This is a genomic window from Lichenihabitans sp. Uapishka_5 (assembly GCF_033947565.1).
GTDB lineage: Bacteria > Pseudomonadota > Alphaproteobacteria > Rhizobiales > Beijerinckiaceae > Lichenihabitans.
In genome coordinates this window covers 53,877-71,587 of record NZ_JARPVX010000010.1, presented here as the reverse complement: position 1 = coordinate 71,587, position 17,711 = coordinate 53,877, and the positions used below count along the sequence as shown (strand labels likewise).

19 protein-coding genes are annotated in these 17,711 nt (G+C 66.1%); 9 read left to right on the top strand and 10 right to left on the bottom strand.

Annotated elements, in window-relative coordinates:
* Nucleotides 1–26: 26 nt before the first annotated feature.
* The 5 genes from P7D22_RS06600 (at nucleotide 27) to P7D22_RS06580 (ending at nucleotide 2,301) form a co-directional block, all read left to right on the top strand.
* Entirely contained in the window at nucleotides 27–758 is a 732-nt protein-coding gene (locus P7D22_RS06600; protein WP_319933427.1) for a helix-turn-helix transcriptional regulator, read from the top strand.
* Nucleotides 759–835: 77 nt separating this feature from the next.
* Complete coding sequence (locus P7D22_RS06595) at nucleotides 836–1,465, top strand: acyl-homoserine-lactone synthase (protein WP_319933426.1); 630 nt, start codon at nucleotides 836–838, stop codon at nucleotides 1,463–1,465.
* Nucleotides 1,466–1,476: 11 nt separating this feature from the next.
* On the top strand, nucleotides 1,477–1,731 hold the full coding sequence (locus tag P7D22_RS06590; protein ID WP_319933425.1) for a hypothetical protein: 255 nt from the start codon (nucleotides 1,477–1,479) through the stop codon (nucleotides 1,729–1,731).
* Between the two features lie 33 nt (nucleotides 1,732–1,764).
* Complete coding sequence (locus P7D22_RS06585) at nucleotides 1,765–1,971, top strand: hypothetical protein (RefSeq protein ID WP_319933424.1); 207 nt, start codon at nucleotides 1,765–1,767, stop codon at nucleotides 1,969–1,971.
* 81 nt (nucleotides 1,972–2,052) lie between these two features.
* Nucleotides 2,053–2,301: a DUF6894 family protein gene (locus P7D22_RS06580; protein ID WP_319933423.1), complete on the top strand. Its 249-nt coding sequence runs from the start codon at nucleotides 2,053–2,055 to the stop codon at nucleotides 2,299–2,301.
* Between the two features lie 1,217 nt (nucleotides 2,302–3,518).
* Here P7D22_RS06580 and P7D22_RS06575 read toward each other — a convergent pair.
* From P7D22_RS06575 to P7D22_RS06540, 8 genes are all read right to left on the bottom strand, one after another.
* Entirely contained in the window at nucleotides 3,519–4,271 is a 753-nt protein-coding gene (locus tag P7D22_RS06575; protein WP_319933422.1) for a maleate cis-trans isomerase family protein, read from the bottom strand.
* Nucleotides 4,268–5,707 (bottom strand): amidase, encoded by a 1,440-nt coding sequence (locus tag P7D22_RS06570; RefSeq protein WP_319933421.1) that lies wholly within the window; start codon nucleotides 5,705–5,707, stop codon nucleotides 4,268–4,270. Before P7D22_RS06570 ends, P7D22_RS06575 begins: the two co-directional genes overlap by 4 nt.
* Complete coding sequence (locus P7D22_RS06565; RefSeq protein WP_319933420.1) at nucleotides 5,704–6,474, bottom strand: aspartate/glutamate racemase family protein; 771 nt, start codon at nucleotides 6,472–6,474, stop codon at nucleotides 5,704–5,706. Before P7D22_RS06565 ends, P7D22_RS06570 begins: the two co-directional genes overlap by 4 nt.
* Nucleotides 6,471–7,445: an ABC transporter ATP-binding protein gene (locus P7D22_RS06560; protein ID WP_319933419.1), complete on the bottom strand. Its 975-nt coding sequence runs from the start codon at nucleotides 7,443–7,445 to the stop codon at nucleotides 6,471–6,473. Before P7D22_RS06560 ends, P7D22_RS06565 begins: the two co-directional genes overlap by 4 nt.
* On the bottom strand, nucleotides 7,442–8,401 hold the full coding sequence (locus P7D22_RS06555) for an ABC transporter ATP-binding protein (RefSeq protein WP_319933418.1): 960 nt from the start codon (nucleotides 8,399–8,401) through the stop codon (nucleotides 7,442–7,444). Before P7D22_RS06555 ends, P7D22_RS06560 begins: the two co-directional genes overlap by 4 nt.
* Nucleotides 8,398–9,261: an ABC transporter permease gene (locus P7D22_RS06550; protein ID WP_319933417.1), complete on the bottom strand. Its 864-nt coding sequence runs from the start codon at nucleotides 9,259–9,261 to the stop codon at nucleotides 8,398–8,400. Before P7D22_RS06550 ends, P7D22_RS06555 begins: the two co-directional genes overlap by 4 nt.
* Nucleotides 9,254–10,276 carry an ABC transporter permease gene (locus P7D22_RS06545; RefSeq protein ID WP_319933416.1) on the bottom strand — a complete coding sequence of 341 codons (1,023 nt, stop codon included), beginning with the start codon at nucleotides 10,274–10,276 and terminating at the stop codon, nucleotides 9,254–9,256. Before P7D22_RS06545 ends, P7D22_RS06550 begins: the two co-directional genes overlap by 8 nt.
* Before the next feature lie 74 nt (nucleotides 10,277–10,350).
* On the bottom strand, nucleotides 10,351–11,973 hold the full coding sequence (locus P7D22_RS06540) for an ABC transporter substrate-binding protein (protein ID WP_319933415.1): 1,623 nt from the start codon (nucleotides 11,971–11,973) through the stop codon (nucleotides 10,351–10,353).
* 238 nt (nucleotides 11,974–12,211) lie between these two features.
* Here P7D22_RS06540 and P7D22_RS06535 point away from each other — a divergent pair, with 238 nt between their 5' ends.
* The 3 genes from P7D22_RS06535 (at nucleotide 12,212) to P7D22_RS06525 (ending at nucleotide 13,918) form a co-directional block, all read left to right on the top strand.
* Nucleotides 12,212–12,943, top strand: a complete 732-nt coding sequence (locus P7D22_RS06535; RefSeq protein ID WP_319933414.1) for a GntR family transcriptional regulator — start codon at nucleotides 12,212–12,214, stop codon at nucleotides 12,941–12,943.
* On the top strand, nucleotides 12,940–13,644 hold the full coding sequence (locus tag P7D22_RS06530) for a GntR family transcriptional regulator (protein ID WP_319933413.1): 705 nt from the start codon (nucleotides 12,940–12,942) through the stop codon (nucleotides 13,642–13,644). The genes P7D22_RS06535 and P7D22_RS06530 overlap by 4 nt, the downstream gene beginning before the upstream one ends.
* 109 nt (nucleotides 13,645–13,753) lie before the next feature.
* Entirely contained in the window at nucleotides 13,754–13,918 is a 165-nt protein-coding gene (locus P7D22_RS06525) for a hypothetical protein (protein ID WP_319933412.1), read from the top strand.
* A gap of 476 nt (nucleotides 13,919–14,394) precedes the next feature.
* On the opposite strand, the gene P7D22_RS06520 is transcribed toward P7D22_RS06525, so the two are convergent.
* Together P7D22_RS06520 and P7D22_RS06515 are read right to left on the bottom strand one after the other, a co-directional pair.
* The gene (locus P7D22_RS06520) at nucleotides 14,395–15,114 is read right to left on the bottom strand and encodes a FadR/GntR family transcriptional regulator (RefSeq protein WP_319933411.1); all 720 of its coding nucleotides are present in this window, start codon (nucleotides 15,112–15,114) and stop codon (nucleotides 14,395–14,397) included.
* A 17-nt stretch (nucleotides 15,115–15,131) separates the two neighbouring features.
* Entirely contained in the window at nucleotides 15,132–16,526 is a 1,395-nt protein-coding gene (locus P7D22_RS06515) for an FAD-binding oxidoreductase (protein ID WP_319933410.1), read from the bottom strand.
* 113 nt (nucleotides 16,527–16,639) lie between these two features.
* Here P7D22_RS06515 and P7D22_RS06510 point away from each other — a divergent pair, with 113 nt between their 5' ends.
* Nucleotides 16,640–17,701, top strand: coding sequence for an amidohydrolase family protein (locus tag P7D22_RS06510; protein WP_319933409.1), 1,062 nt, complete (start codon nucleotides 16,640–16,642; stop codon nucleotides 17,699–17,701).
* The last annotated feature ends 10 nt before the right edge of the window (nucleotides 17,702–17,711 follow it).

Genomic DNA, 17,711 nt, shown 5'->3' with positions numbered 1-17,711 from the left:
GGAACGGCTCCCAACGCGCGGATCCCATGCTGAAGCTGGTGACCCAGGCCTTCGATCTCGTCGAGAAGCTACGGCAGTCCTCGACCGTCGCCGAAGTCGAAACGACCTTCGCCGGCATCGCGGCCGACAGCGGAGCCTGCGCCTTCATCATCTGCGACATCCCCCCGGGCTGTGCGCCTGGGGCTCGAGAGATCCATAGCTCGGGGTGGCATCCGGACTGGGAGCGCAAGTACCTGGAACGGCGATACGCCGAAGTCGATCCGGTGCCGAACAGCGTCAACAGCCACAACGAGCCGTATTTCTGGCGCGATCTGATCGTGCCGACCACCCGGAATGCGCCTGCTGCCAACGTGATGCAGGAAGCACGCGCCGAGTTCAGGATGCACGACGGGTTCTGCATTCCGGTCCATGGCCTGGAGGGCGTTGCAGGGCTGGTGTCCCTTGCAACGGAAGACGCGGCATGGTCGCTGTCCGAACAAGAACAGGCGGCAATGCATCTGGTCGGGCTGTATGCCTATGAGGCCGTAAGGCGGATCAAGCGTCCGCAATCGCCGGCCGCCATTGTGAGGCTGTCGCCGCGTGAAGCTGACTGCATCCGCTGGCTCGCCGAAGGCAAGACAGCTTGGGAGATCGGCGCTATTCTCGGCGTCTCGGAAGCGACGGTTCGCACTTACCTGAAAGCCGCAGCCCGCAAGCTCGACACCCGGTCCCAGGCCCACCTGGTGGCAAGGGCCCACCGCCTCGGCCTCATTCACTGACAATCCCCCCGATCGGGGGATTACCAGCAGGCTTCCAACTCGGCTCCAAAGGCTCCGTTTTCCGACGGAGCCTTATGATGCTGACGCTTTATGCCATTCGTGGCTTCGATCCTCGTTTCGCAGCCGAGCTCGATCTCGCATTCCGTTTCCGCCACGATGCCTTTGTCGAGGAAGCTGGCTGGAACAGCCTGCGGCGCGCCGATGCGCGGGAGATCGATCAGTTCGATACGGATGACACGATCCACATCGTCGCCATCGATCAGGGGGCGGTCCGCGTTTACAGCAGGCTCAATCCGACCACCCGACCCTATGTGCTGTCGAGCATTTATCCGCATCTGGCCGCGCAGCCGATCCCTTGCGAGGATCTGGTCTGGGAATGGAGCCGGATGGGCACGGCAAAGCATGCCCGCACGGATGGCAGAGGCTGGTCCGGACCGATCGGTCTGCTTTTCCGGTGCGTGTCGCATGTCGCGATGGACCTCGGCATAGCGTCGCTCGTGTGGCAGGCGCATCCGAGCTGGGTCAGTCGGGCAAGCCAGCTGGGTTTCGATCCCCGTCCTTTGGGCTTCCCCCATCCTGTCGATAACAAGACGGTCATCGCGGCCGTGATGGATGTCGAGAGCCACGTCTTCCCGACCATGGACCGCTACGGCGTCCCAAGCCTGCCGCGCACTGCGGAAACGACCCCCGTCCGGCGAGCCGCCTGAGGAATCGCAGGGTGGTCATGAAAACCGAACCACACGATCGCGGCCTGTGGCTGCCGGGATCTCGTGAAGCGCTTGCGGAGCTCCGCGCCAGAGCCGAACGCGCCATCGCCAGCGGGGACGCGAAAGGCCGGGATGTTCGTCAAACGATGATCCGCCTTCGCGACGAGATGGGGCACCTCCTGTTCGAAGGAACGATGCAAGAGGCGGCCAGCGGAAGCTTTGCCGCCGCAGGCGTGTCCTCGATGTCTGGACGTCGCCTGCATTGAAGCACAGCCAATCGCGAGGAGGCTGGCGCCATCGTGCCGGCCAACAAGGCTAACGCGCTCCGCACATACCACGTGCTTGTACGCCGAAACGCAGACGGCTTCGTTTGGCAGATCCGCTATGGTCGCCACGCCCAGCACGTGGCCGAAAGCGACGTGTCGTTCTCGACGATCGAACAAGCCGAAGCAGCGGGCAGGACCGCGCTCGACCATCTACAATCTCGCAGCGAAACCCTCCCCTGACGGCTTACGATCAGCAACGCTTGCGCTTGGGCAAGGCCTCCGCTTACAACCCGACTCTCGTGAAGCCGCCGTGGAGTCGGGATGCCGCGCTACTTTTTCGAGATCGTACAGGACGGAACCGTTCACGAGGATCTCGCCGGAACGGACCTCGCCTCCGCCAGTGATCTCGAGGAATTCACGGTCAGGCGGGCGGCTGAAACCCTTTTGGCCGCTGTCGAGCTGTCCCCTCCCGAATGGTGGCTCATGGAGGTGAAAGACGAACATCGCAATACGGTGGGCAGGGTGTCCTTCGTCGCCAGCGGCTTCCAGGCACCCGACCGCTCGCACTGAAGTCGCCACCGGCGGCCCGAACCTGAGCGGATCGTTCCACCCTACTCCGATCATGCCGGTCCCGATCGCTCCCTCCGCTCATCCGACCAAAGGCCAGCCCCGCCGGGAAGCGCATGCCACCGTGCGGCGGCGCTTGCCTCAGGCGCCACCCTGCCCCGCCCGCGACGCCTCGAAATCCGTACATCAACGAAAAGGGCGGCAAATGTCGGGGGTATAGGCTGAGGCGGAGGATCTTTGAACGTAAGGTCAACGATGCTGGTGCCAGCTCGACTCGTCCGCTGCCTTTGCAGGTTGCAGGTGTGCAAACGCGCGAACGGGAGGGTAGATCGCAACTGGCGGCGCGACGTTGTCCTGGGCAACACCGATCGGGTCGAGAGCATGGGACGGTCGCAGGGTCTCCCACTGCATTTCGGAACAGGCGAGCCCGAACAGTCATAGCCAAGGAGTTTAGGCAGGGCGAGTGAGTACAAATGGGTCTAGCTGTCGAGGCGCGTATCGCGGGTCAGCCTTCGTAGCGCTCGCCTGTTACACCTCAAGAACTCGCCTGATTTAAATGACGGCGACCATCAAAGCGGAATTGGCGGGGCGGCTGCGGATTGCCCGCACCGCTCAGACGCCTTCTGCCGACGATCGACAGATGCGGCGCCCGCTATGGCTGCTCGCGAGGAAACCTCGATCTCTAGTGAGAACTGGTGTCGTCCGGCCGCCAACACAATGGGTTGACCGCCCGCGTTATTGGCGAGCAATCGACCGCCAAATTGCCAAGCCACACCAGTATCAGAATACCCGAACGCCAGCGAAAACACAAGCAAAATCAGCCACGAACAGAGCCGATGCGGCCCTTTCCGATCCCCGCCGCCTTCCCGGCAGTCCCCCTTACCTCCGAAGCCACCCCTCGCACTAGAAGTTAGTGCCTGCAAACAACCTTGCGCGTTTGCCAGTCGGGTAGGAAGGACACCCTCGATGGCAAGTCACTATCGCTTCACGATCATCGGCGACGGCGTGGTCGGAGCTTTGGTTGCTTATCATCTGGCCAAGCTCGGCTGGCCCGATGCGGTGCTGTTAAATGCGAGATGCTGACCTGACCTGACCGCTTCGGACCAGCCCAACGGGCGAGATCCCATGCGGCGCATGCCTACGCCTCGGCGCGACCACACCGCTATCAACGAACATCATTATTGACCGCAAGAACTGCGAAGCTTGATCGGCACCATGGATCAGACCGGGAGAGGGGTTTGGAACAGCGCGCCATAGTTCTTGATTCGGGTCGGCTCTCCGCCGATGCGGTGTAGGGCCCCGAACACCGTTGTGGCGATGCTGTCGTGGATCGGCAGGCCGAGCTCTTCCTCGAGGCGTGCGACGAGCGGCGCGGCGGCGAGATTGGTGCAGAGCACGACGATGGCTTCGGGTCGCTGCCTCGCGACGTCACGGATGGCGTGGTCCAGGGTCTTGCCGTCGACCCGGCCGAAACTGAAGTTGTCGCGGAGGCCAAGGTGCCGTTCGCTCGTCACGGTAATGCCCTCGCGCGCGAAGCCAGACACGATCGCGGTCTGGACGTCGGTCGTGTAGGGCGTGACGAGCCCGATGCGCCGCTCGCCGCGCAGACGCAGAAGATCGAACAGCGCAAGCACCGAGGTCGAGGCCCGGATGCCGGTTGTTTGCTCGATCCGGGTGCAAAGGTCGCGATCGGATTGCAGGCCGAGCCATCCGGCGCTGGTGCCGTTCCAGGCGATCACATCGACGCGGGCGTCGGCCAGAAGCGTCGCCGCGGCCAGCATGGGCGCTGCATCAAACTGGTCGACCGCGGCGGCGTCGAGCCCGATGGCGGTGACGCGGAAGCGTGAAAAATGCACGCTGACCTCCGGGACCTGCTCGAGCATAGCGGTGGTCACCGGCTCGAGCACCGTGTTCGACGACGGCGTGAGCATGCCGATGCGCAGCCGGGACCGACCCTCCGACGGCGCGTTCATGCGCCGAGCCTCGGGCAGCGGGGTGGCGGCCGCAGGCGCTCGAACGTTACTGACGCGGCCAGCACGTCCGCATCGGCCAAGTGGCGGCCGACGATCTGCAGGCCGACCGGCCAGCGCCCTTCGACGAGCCCGCAAGGAATGCTGGCGGCTGGCTGGCCCGTAAGGTTGAACGGAAAGGTGAAGGGCGCCCAACCTTCCGGGCCGACCGGGGTGCCGGCGATCTCGCCGGGGCCGTCGGCGGCCTCGGCCGCAAAGGCCACGATGGGCGCCGTGGGGGTGAGCACAAGGTCGGTGTCGGCCATCAACCGGGCCATCGCACCGGTCCAGGCCTTGCGGGTGGTGATCGCATCGGTGGCGGCCTCGATCGGCAGCCGCTGCGCCAGCAGGCCCGACACGGCCGCCGTGACGGGCACGTTTTTTCCAGCGATCAGCCGCCGCATGCCGGTGAGGTCGGTCTCGAGCGCCACCAGGGCGCCGAACATGGCGAACAGGTCGTCCATCGGCGGCTGCTGCACCACGAGGTCGAAGTCGCAGGCTGTTGCAAAGGCCGCCACGGCCTCGTCGACCAGCGCCTTGACGCGCGGGTCGATGGGCTGGTTGTGCCATTGCGGCCAATAAGCGACGCGCAGGCGCCGGGGGAGCGGCGCCGGCGTGGCGGTCCAATCGATGTCGCCGGCCGGCAGCGACAGGCGGTCGCGCCCGTCCGGCCCGGCGATCACCGACAACATCAGCGCCGCATCGGCGACCGTGCGGGTGATCGGGCCGACATGCTCGATGGACTCCCAGCCCGAAGCCCCGGGCAGCGTTTCGTCGCGGCAGCCGGGCCACAGGGGCACGCGCCCCATCGAGGCCTTGAGGCCGTAAAGGCCGCTGAAGGCTGCCGGAATGCGGATCGACCCGCCGCCGTCGCTGCCGATGGCGATCGGGCACACGCCGGCCGCGACCGCCGCCGCCGAACCGGCGCTCGATCCGCCCGGCGACCGGCTGAGGTCCCACGGATTGCGGGTCACGGGGAAGACGAGGTTGCAGCCATGCGCCCCGAAGCCGAATTCCGATGCGTTGGTCTTGCCGAGCACGATCGCGCCGGCCGCCTTGAGGCGCTGCACCACGATGTCGTCGTGGTCGGGCACGTAATCGGCATAAAGCGCCGAGCCGAAGGTGGTGCGGATGCCCTTGGTGAGCACCAGGTCCTTGATGGCGACCGGCACGCCGGCGAGCGCGCCACCGGGCTCACCACGCGCGATGCGGGCATCGACGGCCGCCGCGGCCGCCAACGCTTGCTCCTTGGCCAGGGTCGCAAAGGCGTGGATGTGCGGCTCGACGCGGACGATCACCGCGAAGGCCGCCTCGGCCACCGCGACGGCGGAGCATCGACCGGCCTTGACGAGGGCCGCGATCTCGCCGGCCGAAAGGGTGCTGTAGTGATCGGGCGTCATGGGCGGAAACCGTTGGGGACAGGAGTGCCGGCCAGCAGCGCCGCGAGGGCGGGCGCGAGGCCATCGGAGGGCTTGGGGTCGGGTCGGCGGTAAGTGCCGGCGACGGCCTTGCGGACATCGAGCGCGACCAGCAACTCGGCCTGTTTGACGGCTGCCGCGATGCCCTCGATCACCGGCACGGCGATGCGGTGCTTGACGATCGGCGCGAGTCCGGCCAGCGGCGCGCCGGCCAGGACGATGACATCCGCCTCGTCCTCCGTGACGGCTTGGTTGGCCAGGGCCACCAGCAGGTCGGCCTTCTCTGTGCCGACGTCCGCCAGGGACGCGAAGGGGCCGTCGAGCAGGCGGATGCTGGCGAGACGACCCGTCAGGCCGTGCGCCTCCACGCATTCACGGTACCAGGGCCCGAGCGCCCGGGCGAAGGACACGACCGAGAAGCGCCGCCCGAGCATGCAGGCGCTCAGCATGGCCGCTTCGGCGAGGCCGATCACCGGCACATCCATCAGTTCCCGCGCGCCGCCGAGGCCGGGGTCGCCGAAGGCCGCCACGATTGCGGCATCGAAACGTCCGATGTGCTCCGCCAGCATCTCGAGCACGACCGCGCCGCCGATCGCGGCCTCGGCCCGGGTGGCGATATAAGGCACGCCGCGCGTCGCCGTGACGGCCACGATGGTGGTGTCCGGCGCCGCGACCGTGCGGGCCGCGGCGGCGAGCCGCTCCGTCACAGCCGTCGAGGTGTTGGGGTTGAGCACCAGGATGCGGGTCACGGCAGAACTCCGGCCAGATGGCACGCGGCGGCCTGATCCGTCGCGAGTGGGCGCAGCGCAGGCATCTCGACCGAACAGCGGGAGAATTCGAGCGGGCATCGACCGGCGAAGCGGCAGCTGTTCGGATCGGGATCGATGGGGCTTGTCGCCGTGCCGGCGAGACGCGCGATCTGCAAGCCGCGCCGCTTGGGGTCGGGGGTCGCGGCGAGCAGCGCCCGCGTGTAGGGATGGGCCGGTACTCGCAGCAGCGACTCGGTGGTGCCGATCTCGATGATCTTGCCGAGATACATCACCGCGATGCGGTCGCAGATGAGACGCACCACGTCGAGGTCGTGCGAAACGAACAGGTAGCTCATGCGCCGCCGGGTCCGGAGCTCACCGAGGAGCTTGAGCACCACGGATTGCACCGACACATCGAGCGCCGAGGTCGGCTCGTCGAGGATCAGCAGGCGCGGCTCGACCGCGATGGCGCGGGCGATGCCGACCCGCGCCTTCTGGCCGCCCGAAAGCTGGTGCGGATAGCGCTGCGCCAGCGCGCGCGGCAGGCCGACGTCGTCGATCGCCCGCCAGACCCGCGCCTCGACGGCTGCAGCATTCCCCGTGCCGAGCAGGTGTCGCACCGGGTCCGCCACAGCGGCGAAGACCGTGAAGCCGGGGTTGAGGCTTTCGGTCGGGTCCTGGAACACCACCTGGATGGCGGCGCGCTCCGGCCTCGTGGTGAAGCGGCGCAACGGCACCGCGCCGATGTCGGTGCCGGCAAACAGGAGCCGACCGGCACTCGGTTCGAGCAGCCGTGCCGCGAGGCGGGCGATGGTGGACTTGCCGCAGCCGGACTCGCCCACGAGGCCGACGCATTCGCCTTCGGCGATCGCCAGGTCGACGTCATCGACGGCATGGAGTTGCCCGGTGCGTCCGCCGTGGCGCACGGGATAGCGTTTCGAAAGGTTTCGGGCGTCGAGCAGCACGCTCATGCGGGATGCCTGCAGCGGACCGCGTGATCGGGGGCGATGACGTCGAACGGCACGGGTCCCGAGTCGCAATCGGGCTCGCAGCGCTCGCAGCGGTCGCGGTAGCGGCAGAACGGCAGCGTGCCACGCAGGTCCGGCAGCGCCCCGGGGATGACGGCCAGGTCGTCGAGTGTGGCGGCAGCGGTCGGCGTCGCGGCGAACAGGCGCCGCGTATAAGGGTGGCGCAGGGCGCCGAACAGGCTCTCGGTCGGGGCCGTCTCGACCACGTGGCCGGCATGCATGACCATCAGCCGGTCGCAATATTCGCCCGCCAGCGCGAGGTCGTGGGTGATCAGGATCGCGCCCATGCGGGTTTCCTTCACGAGATCGCGGATGAGGTCCATCACCACGGCCTGGGTGGTGACATCGAGGCCGGTGGTGGGCTCGTCGGCGATCAACAACGAGGGTGAGCAGGCGAGCGCCATGGCGATCATGATGCGCTGGCACATGCCGCCCGACAGTTCGAACGGGAAGGCGCGGGCGCGGCGCTCGGCATCGGGGATGCGCACGCGGGCGATGGCCGCGACCGCGGCCTCGCGGGCCTTTGCGCGCGGCATCGGCCCATGGCGCACCAGCACGTCCTCGATCTGCTGGCCGACGCGGCGGATCGGGTTGAGGGCCGTGCGCGGGCTCTGGAAGATCATCGACAGTTCGCGCCCGCGCAGCGCCGCGACCGCGCCCTTTTGCGCCAGGTCCATGCCCTCGAATCGGATGGCGCCGCTTCGCATCCGGGCGGCGGCGTCGAGCAGGCCCATGATGGCAAAGGACAGCACGGACTTGCCCGAGCCGCTTTCGCCCACGATGCCGAGGATCTCGCCACGCGCGAGGCTGAAGCTGATGTCTTCGAGCGCCTTGACGCGGCCCTTGCGGGTTTCAAAGTCGAGTGTCAGCCCTTGCACCGAAAGAAGGGGTTCGCTCATGTGCGTCGCCTCGGATCGATCAGGTCGCGCAAGCCGTCGCCGATCAGGTTGAAGCAGAACACCGCCAGCACGAGCGCGAAGCCGGGGAACGCGAAGGTCCACCACTCGCCCGAGATGATGTAGGAGGCCCCCTCCGACACCATGATGCCCCATTCCGGCATCGGCGGCCGAACCCCGAGCCCGATGAAGGACAGGCCCGCCGCATTGAGGATCGCCCAGCCGAGGTTGAGCGAAGCCTGCACCGCCATGGTGGGCAGGATGTTGGGCACGATGTGGCGCGCCAGCACGCGGGCCGGCGCGTTGCCGCCCATGCGGGCCGCATCCACATAGGTGAGTTCACGCCGCACGTTCACCTCGGCCCGGGCGAAGCGGGCATAGAACGGCAGGTTGATGATGGCGGTGGCCAGCACGATGTTGGCGACGCTGTTGCCGAGCGCCGCCACGATGCCCATGGCCAGCACGAAGAGCGGAAAGGCCATGATGGTGTCCATCACCCGCCCGATCAGCCCGTCGGCCCAGCCGCCGAGGTAACCTCCGACGGCGCCAAGCGTGGTGCCGCACAGGAAGGACAGCGCCACGGCCCCGACCGCCATGCCGAGATCGAGCCGCGTCGCCACGATGACGCGGCTGAGCAGGTCGCGGCCAAGCGCGTCGGTGCCGAACCAATGCGCCAGCGAGGGGCCCTTGAGGGTGGCGGACACGTCGGTGGTCAGCGGGTCGTAGGGCGCCATCGCGGCGCCGCCGATCGCCAGAACGCAGAGGCCGACGAGGATCAAGCCCGCCACCAGGGTCAGCTTGTTCTCGACAGCGAGGTGGCGCGCCTCGCTCCAGAATGCCGCCGTCGCGGTCGCGTCAGCCATCGTAGCGCACCCGCGGGTCCATGGCGGCCGCCAGCAGGTCGACGCCGAGGTTGAGAAGGATGAACACCACGGCCATCATCAGCACGAAGCCCTGGACGGCAGCATAGTCGGACGCGATCACGGCCTTGACCGCATAAGCGCCGATGCCGGGCCAGGCGAAGACCTGTTCGACCAGCACGTTGGCGCCGAGCAGGAACGAGAACACCATGCCGAGGATGTTGACGATGGGCAGCGCGGCATTGCGCAGAGCGTAAACGAAGACAATGCGGCCCCGGGCAAGCCCCATGGCCCGCGCCGTGCGGGCATAGTCGCTCGCGAGTGCTTCCAGCATGGCGGCCCGGGTGATGCGCGCGATGGGGGCGAGCGCGAACAGGCCAAGCGAGACGGCGGGCAGAACCAGCTGCCCGAAGGCCGCCCGGAACGCTTCGCCGTCGCCTGCCAACAGCGTGTCGACCAGCAGCAAGCCCGTCACGGTCGGGGGCGCGGTCTGGTAGATCTCGTTGAGCCGGCCGAGCGGCTCCGGCGCGATGCCGAGCTTGAAGTAGAAGACGAAGACGAGCAGCAGCGCGACGAAAAAGGTCGGGAACGCCGCCCCCACGGTGACCAGTACCCGGCACAGGTGGTCGACCGGCGACCCGGGGCGGGTTGCGGCCAGGATGCCGAGTGGCAGGCCCAGCAGCAGGGCGAACAACAGCGCCGCGCCGGTGAGTTCGATCGAAGCGGGCAGCCGCGTCGCAAGATCGGTCAGCACGGGCGCGCCGCTCGACACCGATTGTCCGAGATCGCCATGGACGAGGTGGTTCACGTAGTCGCCGAACTGAACCAGCCACGAGCGGTCGAGGCCGAGCTTGGCGCGGATCTGCGCGATGCTTTCAGGCGTCGCCGAGGCGCCGGCATAATAGGCCGCCGGGTCACCCGGCAGCGCGCGCGCCAGCAGAAAGGTGACGATTACGACTCCGATAAGGCTCGGCACCGCGGAGGAAACGCGTTTGGCGACCGTGATGAGGGACGACATGGATGGCGATTGCTTTCCAGGGCGCGACACCACCTTCCCCGGGTTGGAGACGGCGGCGTCACGGGATAGGCGCCTCAGTTCTTGGTGATGAAGCGGTAGTCGAGGTTGGTGTGGAACCAGTAGACGTACCCCTTCACATCCTTTTGCAGCGCGATATCCGAGAACAGATGCGCGATCGGGATGCGTGGCACGTCGTCCATGGCGATGGTGTTCATCTTGGAGATGAGCGCGTCGTATTTGGCCGGCTCCTTTTCGAACCGGGCCGCATTGGTGAGCTCGTCGAGCGCCGGATTGACGTAGTTCGGCGTATTGAACACGCTGTTGTTCTTGCCGTCATAGGTCCAAAAGTAGAAGTATTCCGGGTAGTCGAGCCAACCGTAGAAATAGTTGATGTCCATCGGCAGCTTCTTGGACCCCATGCGGGCGAACCACTCCGAGCCCGGCACCTTGGTGATCGCCATGTCGATGCCGATCTTCTTCAGCTGTTCCTGGATCAGCAGCGCCATCGGCTCCTGGACGGTCGACTGGCTCATGTCGATGAACATCTCGGTTTTGAAGCCGTCGGGGTAGCCGGCCTGCTTCAGCAGATCCTTGGCCTTGGCGAGATCGGTCTGGTAGGGCGACGCCACGGGCCACTTCGGCGCATAGGGCGCCTTCGGATCGGCGCCGAACATCGGCTCGCCGCGCCCGTAAAGCGCCTGGCTCATGATGGCGGCGTAGGGCACCGCATAGGCTACCGCCTGGCGCACCAGCTTGTTGTCGAAGGGCTTCGTGGTGGTGCTCAAATCGACGTAGAACATCTCGTTCTGCATCAGCGTACCGATGACGTTGACCTTTCCGGCCGAGGCCAGTTCGGCGTAATCCTTCGGCGGCAGGCCGATCGAAACATCGACGTCACCCTTTTCGAGCAGGGCGCGGCGCGTTCCCGGCGATGCGATCTCGCGGTAAACGACCCGCTTCATGGCCGGCGCCGGGCCGGACTTCCAGGCGTCGAAGCGCTCGAACACGATCTGATCGCCCGGCTTCCAGCTGGCGATCTTGTAGGGGCCGCCCCCGGCATCATGCTCGCGCGTCCAGTTCAGCGCCCAAGGGTCTTCGGCGGTCGCGTGCGACAAGGCCAGCTTCGCATTCATGATGTCGGGGACCGGCACCGTGAGGTCGGGCATCGTCAGCTTGTTGGCGGCGTCGAGCGTGATCTTGAAGGTATGGTCGTCCACGGCCGTGAATTGCTTGGGATCGGTCAAAGAGCCCGCCGCCATCTGAATGGCGGGAAAGCCACCGGCCGCGATGGCGCGGTCGAACGACCATTTCACATCGGCCGCCGTGACCGGGCTGCCGTCGTGAAACACCGCATCCTTGCGCAGATGGAACACCATGGTCTTGCCGTCGGGATCGACGGTCCAGCTTTCTGCCAGCTCGGGCTCGAGCTTGCTGGCGTCGTAGACGGTCTTGCCATCCGGCGTGGCCTTCAAGGCGTGCGTGACCAGCCGGTCGTAGATCTGCCAAGCGACGAGCTGACTGGTTTCGTTGGCGGCCGGGGTCATCGGATCGAGCGAATTGGGACCATGCTCGGCCACCTCGATCAGGACGTCACGCGGGGTGGCCGCGGCAACGGGGGCGGCCGTCCCGGCCAGGAGCGCGGCCGCAGCTGCAAGGCAGGCGGTGGCGGGCGAGAAACGGGACGACGGATTGGGCATCAAACACCTCCGGGGGCCACAAGCGATCACAGAAGCCGATGTGCACATACTGTGCCAATTTATAAACCATTGTTTTCGGCGCAATTTTCAAATAGTGCATACAAAATTGATTATTCTATAAGCGATCACGCCAAGGGAGCTGCCTCACGAACAGGCTTGTCTCCCGGAAGCGATGCGGCCAAAGATCGTGCACACTGCCCCGTGTCGCGATACGGTCTCAGCCAGGGTGCCGCGTTCCTTGAAACCGCAAATCGTGACCGATCAGGCATCATCCGCTCACGCCGAGCTTGCGGAACGAAGCGGGCCCCCGACGCTGCGCCGCGAACCGCTTCACGCTCTGGCGGCCGACCGTTTGCGGCGTTTGGTGATGCGCGGCGAGATCGCAGCGGGCGAGAAGGTCAACGAGGTCGCGATCGCCCGGGCGCTTGGGGTGTCGCGAACGCCCCTCCGGGAAGCGGTCAAGCTTCTGGCTTCCGAAGGTTTGCTCGAGCTTCTGCCCGGACGGGGGGCCCGGGTCCGGCGCTTCTCGGATATCGAGATCCTCGACCATTTCGAGGTCATCGGAGCCCTGGAGCGCCATGCGGCGGAGCGTGCGGCGGAACGCATCACGCCTCACACGGCCGCAGACGTGCGGGCGCTGCAGGAAACCATGAAGGCGAGCTTCCGCGAAGGACGCCAGCAAGCCTATTTCCAGGCCAACCAGAAGATGCATGCGCTCATCGTCCGCTTGGCCGAGAGCCCGGTTCTCGAGGCGTTGCACCGGGAGTTGTCCAACAAGGCGCGGCACAACAGATCCTCGACGCTGACCTCGACGGCGCGCTGGGCGGACTCGATGCGCGAGCACGAAGGTTGGATCGAGGCACTCCTTCGCGGTGACGGCGCACAAGCGGGCGCCCTCATCCTGGCGCACGCCCGGCGAACCGGAGAGGCCGTCCTCGCCCAAGCCGCCGCAGCCGACCCCGCACCATGACGGCAGAACGATCGGCGCCCGTGCCCGCCGAGGACACCTTCCCCATCGCCCGCTCGTCGCTTGCGGCATCGGTCGCCGACCATCTGCGCGCGATGATCGTGCAGGGCACACTGCCGCCTGGAACGCGCGTCCAGGTGGCGGCCCTTGCGGCTTCGCTCGCGGTATCGGCCACGCCGGTCCGCGAGGCACTGATCATTCTGGCCGAGGACCGCTTGGTGGAACTCCTGCCCAACCGCGGAGCGCGCGTCCTCCCCTACACGGCCGACGAGGCACTCGCCCTTTTCGAAGTCATGGCGGCTTTGGAAGCCCTGGCGGCGCGGCTCGCGACGATGAGGATGCACGCAGAAGATTGCGACGAACTCGAACGCCGGCATGCCGCGATGGTGGCGCATCACCGCCGCCGTGAAAGGCAAGCGTATTTCGCGGTCAACAACGAAATCCACGCTGCTGTGCTGACCCTGTCCGGGAACCCCGACCTCGTGGCCACCCATGCCCGCCTCGAACTCCGCGGCCGCCGCGGCCGCTACAATGCCATTGTCGACGACGCGCGTTGGGATCAAGCCATGCACGAACACGCGTTGCTCATGGAAGCGATGAGGTGTCGCGATGCCGAAGCCGCCGCATCGATCTGGCAGACACACGTCACGAACACCGGCCTAGCCGTCGCCCATGCGCTGCACCGCGCCCTCGATCCTGCGTAGTGCAGGCGGAAGGTTCGAATCTTTTCAGCAGAAAAGCCCGTCGTTGAGACCAAGGCATTCTCAACATGCAAGGATAGCGCCGTTCCTTGGCGACATTGGCAGGGCTGGCATGCTCGGCAGCAACCCCAGCCAAGTCATGGCCGGCCAGGCCCTCGGCATGACGCGCGGGCCGATACGCCGTATCGTACTCGACAGGCTGAATTTCACGCTGCCGGTCGGCGAGGCGATAGCGCGGCGACGGCCGAGCAACTCAGTCATCGAAGGCGAGCACTGACCGCGAGGTCGCAGCTTGCTGGCGATCGCCTGATCGAACATGGCCCGGCTGCGCAGCCTGCCTTCGTGATTAAGGCGGAGGGGAACGGCCCAGACCGGCTGCGGCAAGAGCGCCCGTTTGGCACCAAGCATCCGGCCGGCGTTCCAAGGGCGGCGTCTTTTCCCGCCGCGGCGAATACCGAGCGTCACCTCGATGGTGTGCCGCGGCTGAAAGTGGTCATTAAGAGAACAGGCGGTCGGTCACCGACTGGTGAGCTTGGCTAGACCCGGAACGGCGGCTCTGGACGGACTCGGCGCTTGAGCAGCCGCTCCTCAACATCGCGCACACGCCGGGCTGGCTTGGCAGCTTTCGTCCGGTCGATGCACAGGTCTTTAAAATAAAAAACCATCGACCATCGCGTAGACTGCGGCGTGGCTTCAGCGATAGGGCCCTGGCAAAACTGGCCTGTCCAAAGACACCCGATGGCTTGGGCAAGTTTACAAGCCTGTTTGAAGCGAGACGCCGACGCGCTGGGCGGCGTTGATGATGTGCAGTTCCATCGTTGCGCGAGCCAAGGCCGCATCGCGGGCAACGATAGCGTCATGGATCGCCTCATGCTCTGTGATGGTGATGTCAACGATGTCCTTGAGATTGGCATTCGGCCGGCGACGCGTCTCGAGGATGCTGTCCCTCATGTGTTCCGACACAAAGCCCACCACCCGAGCCACGTAGTCGTTGCCCGTCGCGAGCGCCACCGCACGGTGGAATTCCAGGTCAGCGTCGACTCCCTTGTCGGCCCATTTCTCAATGCCGCGCATTTTCATGAGCGCCTCCGAGATGGCGGCGTGCTGGGCCTCTGTGCCGCGCAGGGCCGCCAGGCTGGCGGCCCGCACTTCCAGCATGGTCCGAAGTTCGAAGACGTGAGTAAAGGCGGCGCGGTTGTTCGCAGCATCAGGTTCGACCCGCAGGATGGGCAACGGCGTATTCCGCACCACGAAAGCGCCGATACCCTGGCGCGACTGAACCACCCCGTCGGAGCGGAGCCGTGCGATCGCCTCCCGCACCACGTTGCGGCTGACCTTGAACGTGTCGGCCAGCATCTGCTCGCCCGGCAGCCGGTCTCCCGGCTTCAGTCGCCCTTCTCCGATCTCACGCCGGATCGCCTCGACGATGCGGATCGGCAGCTGCGGCGTTCGGTCCAGCGAGTTCAGGCTCATGGGTGGCGCTCCGGCCGTCACTCAAAAATCCGCCCCGGGCTCATCAGGCCAGCAGGATCAAGGGCGGATTTTACCTTGCGCAGCAAGGCGAGGTCGAGTGGTGGCGTGCGCGCCAGAAAGGCGCTGCGCTTGACGCGGCCGATGCCGTGTTCGGCGCTGATCGATCCGGACGCAGCATCCACCTCCGCAAAGATGATGGCCTCGCAGCGGTACAGCAGCGCCACGCGCGCCACATCGTCGAGCCCCGCCGGCGGAAGTACGTTGAAGTGGATGTTGCCGTCACCGAGATGGCCATAGGCGAGCGGCACACAACCGGGCGCCGCGTCGGCCAACGCCGCATGGGTTCGATCGAGGAACGACGCGAGGCCGGAGATCGGGATCGACACGTCGGTGCGCAGGTGGCGGCCCTGCCTGGCCTGCGCCTCGATCAAGCCTTCGCGGATCTGCCAGAAGGCGGCCGCCTGGGCGCCGCTCGCGGCCAGTGCCCCGTCGGCCACAAGGCCGTCGATGACGATGCCCTCGAGGAAGCGCTCCACGAGCGTCTTCAAATCGAGGAGCCCGCTCGCAGTGACCTCCATCAACACGTAGAACGGCGATGGCGCCTCGAGCGGGTCCCGGGCCTGCGGCGCTGCCGTCAGGCCAAGCTCGACCCCACGACGCGGCAGTAGCTCGAACGCGGACAGCAGATCGCTGAGGTCACGGCGTGCCCGGCCGAACAGGGCCACAGCCGCGTCGGACGACTCGACCGCCAGGAAGGCGGTTTCGACCTGCGTCGGCTTGGGGAATAGTTTCAAGCAGGCTGCCGTGACGATGCCGAGCGTGCCTTCCGAGCCGAGGAACAGCTGCTTCAAATCATAGCCTGTATTGTTCTTGCGCAGCTTGCGCAGACCATTCCAGACCTGCCCGTCCGCCAGCACGGCCTCCACCCCGAGCACGAGATCGCGCGTCATGCCGTAGCGCACCACATTGAGGCCGCCCGCATTGGTGGCGATGTTGCCGCCGATTTGGCAGGAGCCCTGGGCGCTGAGCTGCAAGGGAAACAGCCGGTCCGCCACAGCCGCAGCCGCATGGATCTTCTCGAGGATGCAGCCCGCCTCGACCGTCATGGTGAAATTCTCAGCGTCGATCTCGCGCACCCGGTCGAGACGCTCCAGACTGATCACCACCTCGCCCCCCTCCGGCGAGGGCGTAGCGCCACCGACGAGGCCCGTGTGCCCCCCTTGCGGCACGACCGCGAGGTTCTGCTCGGCGCAATGGCGCACCACGGCCGCGACCTCTTCGGTCGACGTCGGCCGTACCACCACCCGGGCGCGCCCGGTGAGATCACGCGACCAGTCCGTGACGTAGCGGTCCTGGGCCTCGGCGCCGACGGCGCCGAACCGTTCAAAGAAGCCTGCGTTTCCATCCAGCATGACCGACCCCTTGCCGTTTTTTAAGTTGTAGGACATTTGAACATCATGGCATAGTGATTTGGCGGGCAAAGAGCCGGAATGGCCGACCTCCAATCGAGTGCGGGAGAGCTCCCATGTTTGTCACGCCACAAGGTGACAAGGTCTTCGTCGTCGACGGTCACATTCATCTCTGGGATGCGCGGCCCGAGAACCGGCGTAATCGATACGGCCTCACCTTCATCGAAAGCTTTTGGGGCTCACACGTCGGCATGACGCCGAAGGAGCAGCGCTGGGACTTCGACCGCTTCTGCCATTACGGCGTCGAAGGGGCTGCCAAGGACCTGTTCGAGGACGGCTACGTCGACATGGCCGTGATGCTGCCGACCAACCTGCACGATTTCTTCGTCGACGGCTTCAACACCACCGAACAATGCGCTGCCTTCAAGCGCGCGTACCCCGATAAGGTGATCCTGAATGGACGCTGCGACCCGCGCGACGGTGCCCGTGGTCTCGAGAAGCTCGAGGCGGATCACGCCAAGCATAGATTTAAAGGCGTCAAGCTCTACACGGCCGAATGGAACGGGGTGTCGAAGGGCTACACGCTCCGAGAGGATATCGTTGCGCCCTATATGGAGAAGTGTCGGGAGCTCGGTATCAAGAACGTCCATATCCATAAGGGGCCGACCATCCACCCCTTGAACCTCGACGCGTTCGACGTACGGGATGTCGACTATGTGGCAACCGCCTTCCCGGACCTCACCTTCGTGGTCGACCATTGCGGCATGCCGCGTATCGACGACTTCTGTTGGATCGCAGGCCAGGAGCCGAACGTCATCGGCGGTTTGGCGTTGATCCCGTCCTTCATCCATGCGCGGCCCAAGTACTTCGGCCAGATGCTTTCGGACCTCCTGTATTTCCTCGGCCCGGACCGGCTGACCTTCGGCTCCGACTACGGGATTACCAGCCCGAAGTGGATCGTCGAGCAGTTCATGGCCTATGAGTTCCCCGACGACCTCGCCAAGGAGGCCGCGACCGAGCTGACCATGGAGGTCAAGCGCAAGATCCTCGGCCTCAACATGGCCCGCCTCTACGACATCGATGTGCCGTCCGAGTGCCGGCTGCCGGAACCGACTTCAGCCGATGACGGCGAAATCCTGCTGACACGCGGCGATGAGAAGGTCGATGTCGCGGCCTGACGCTTGTGAA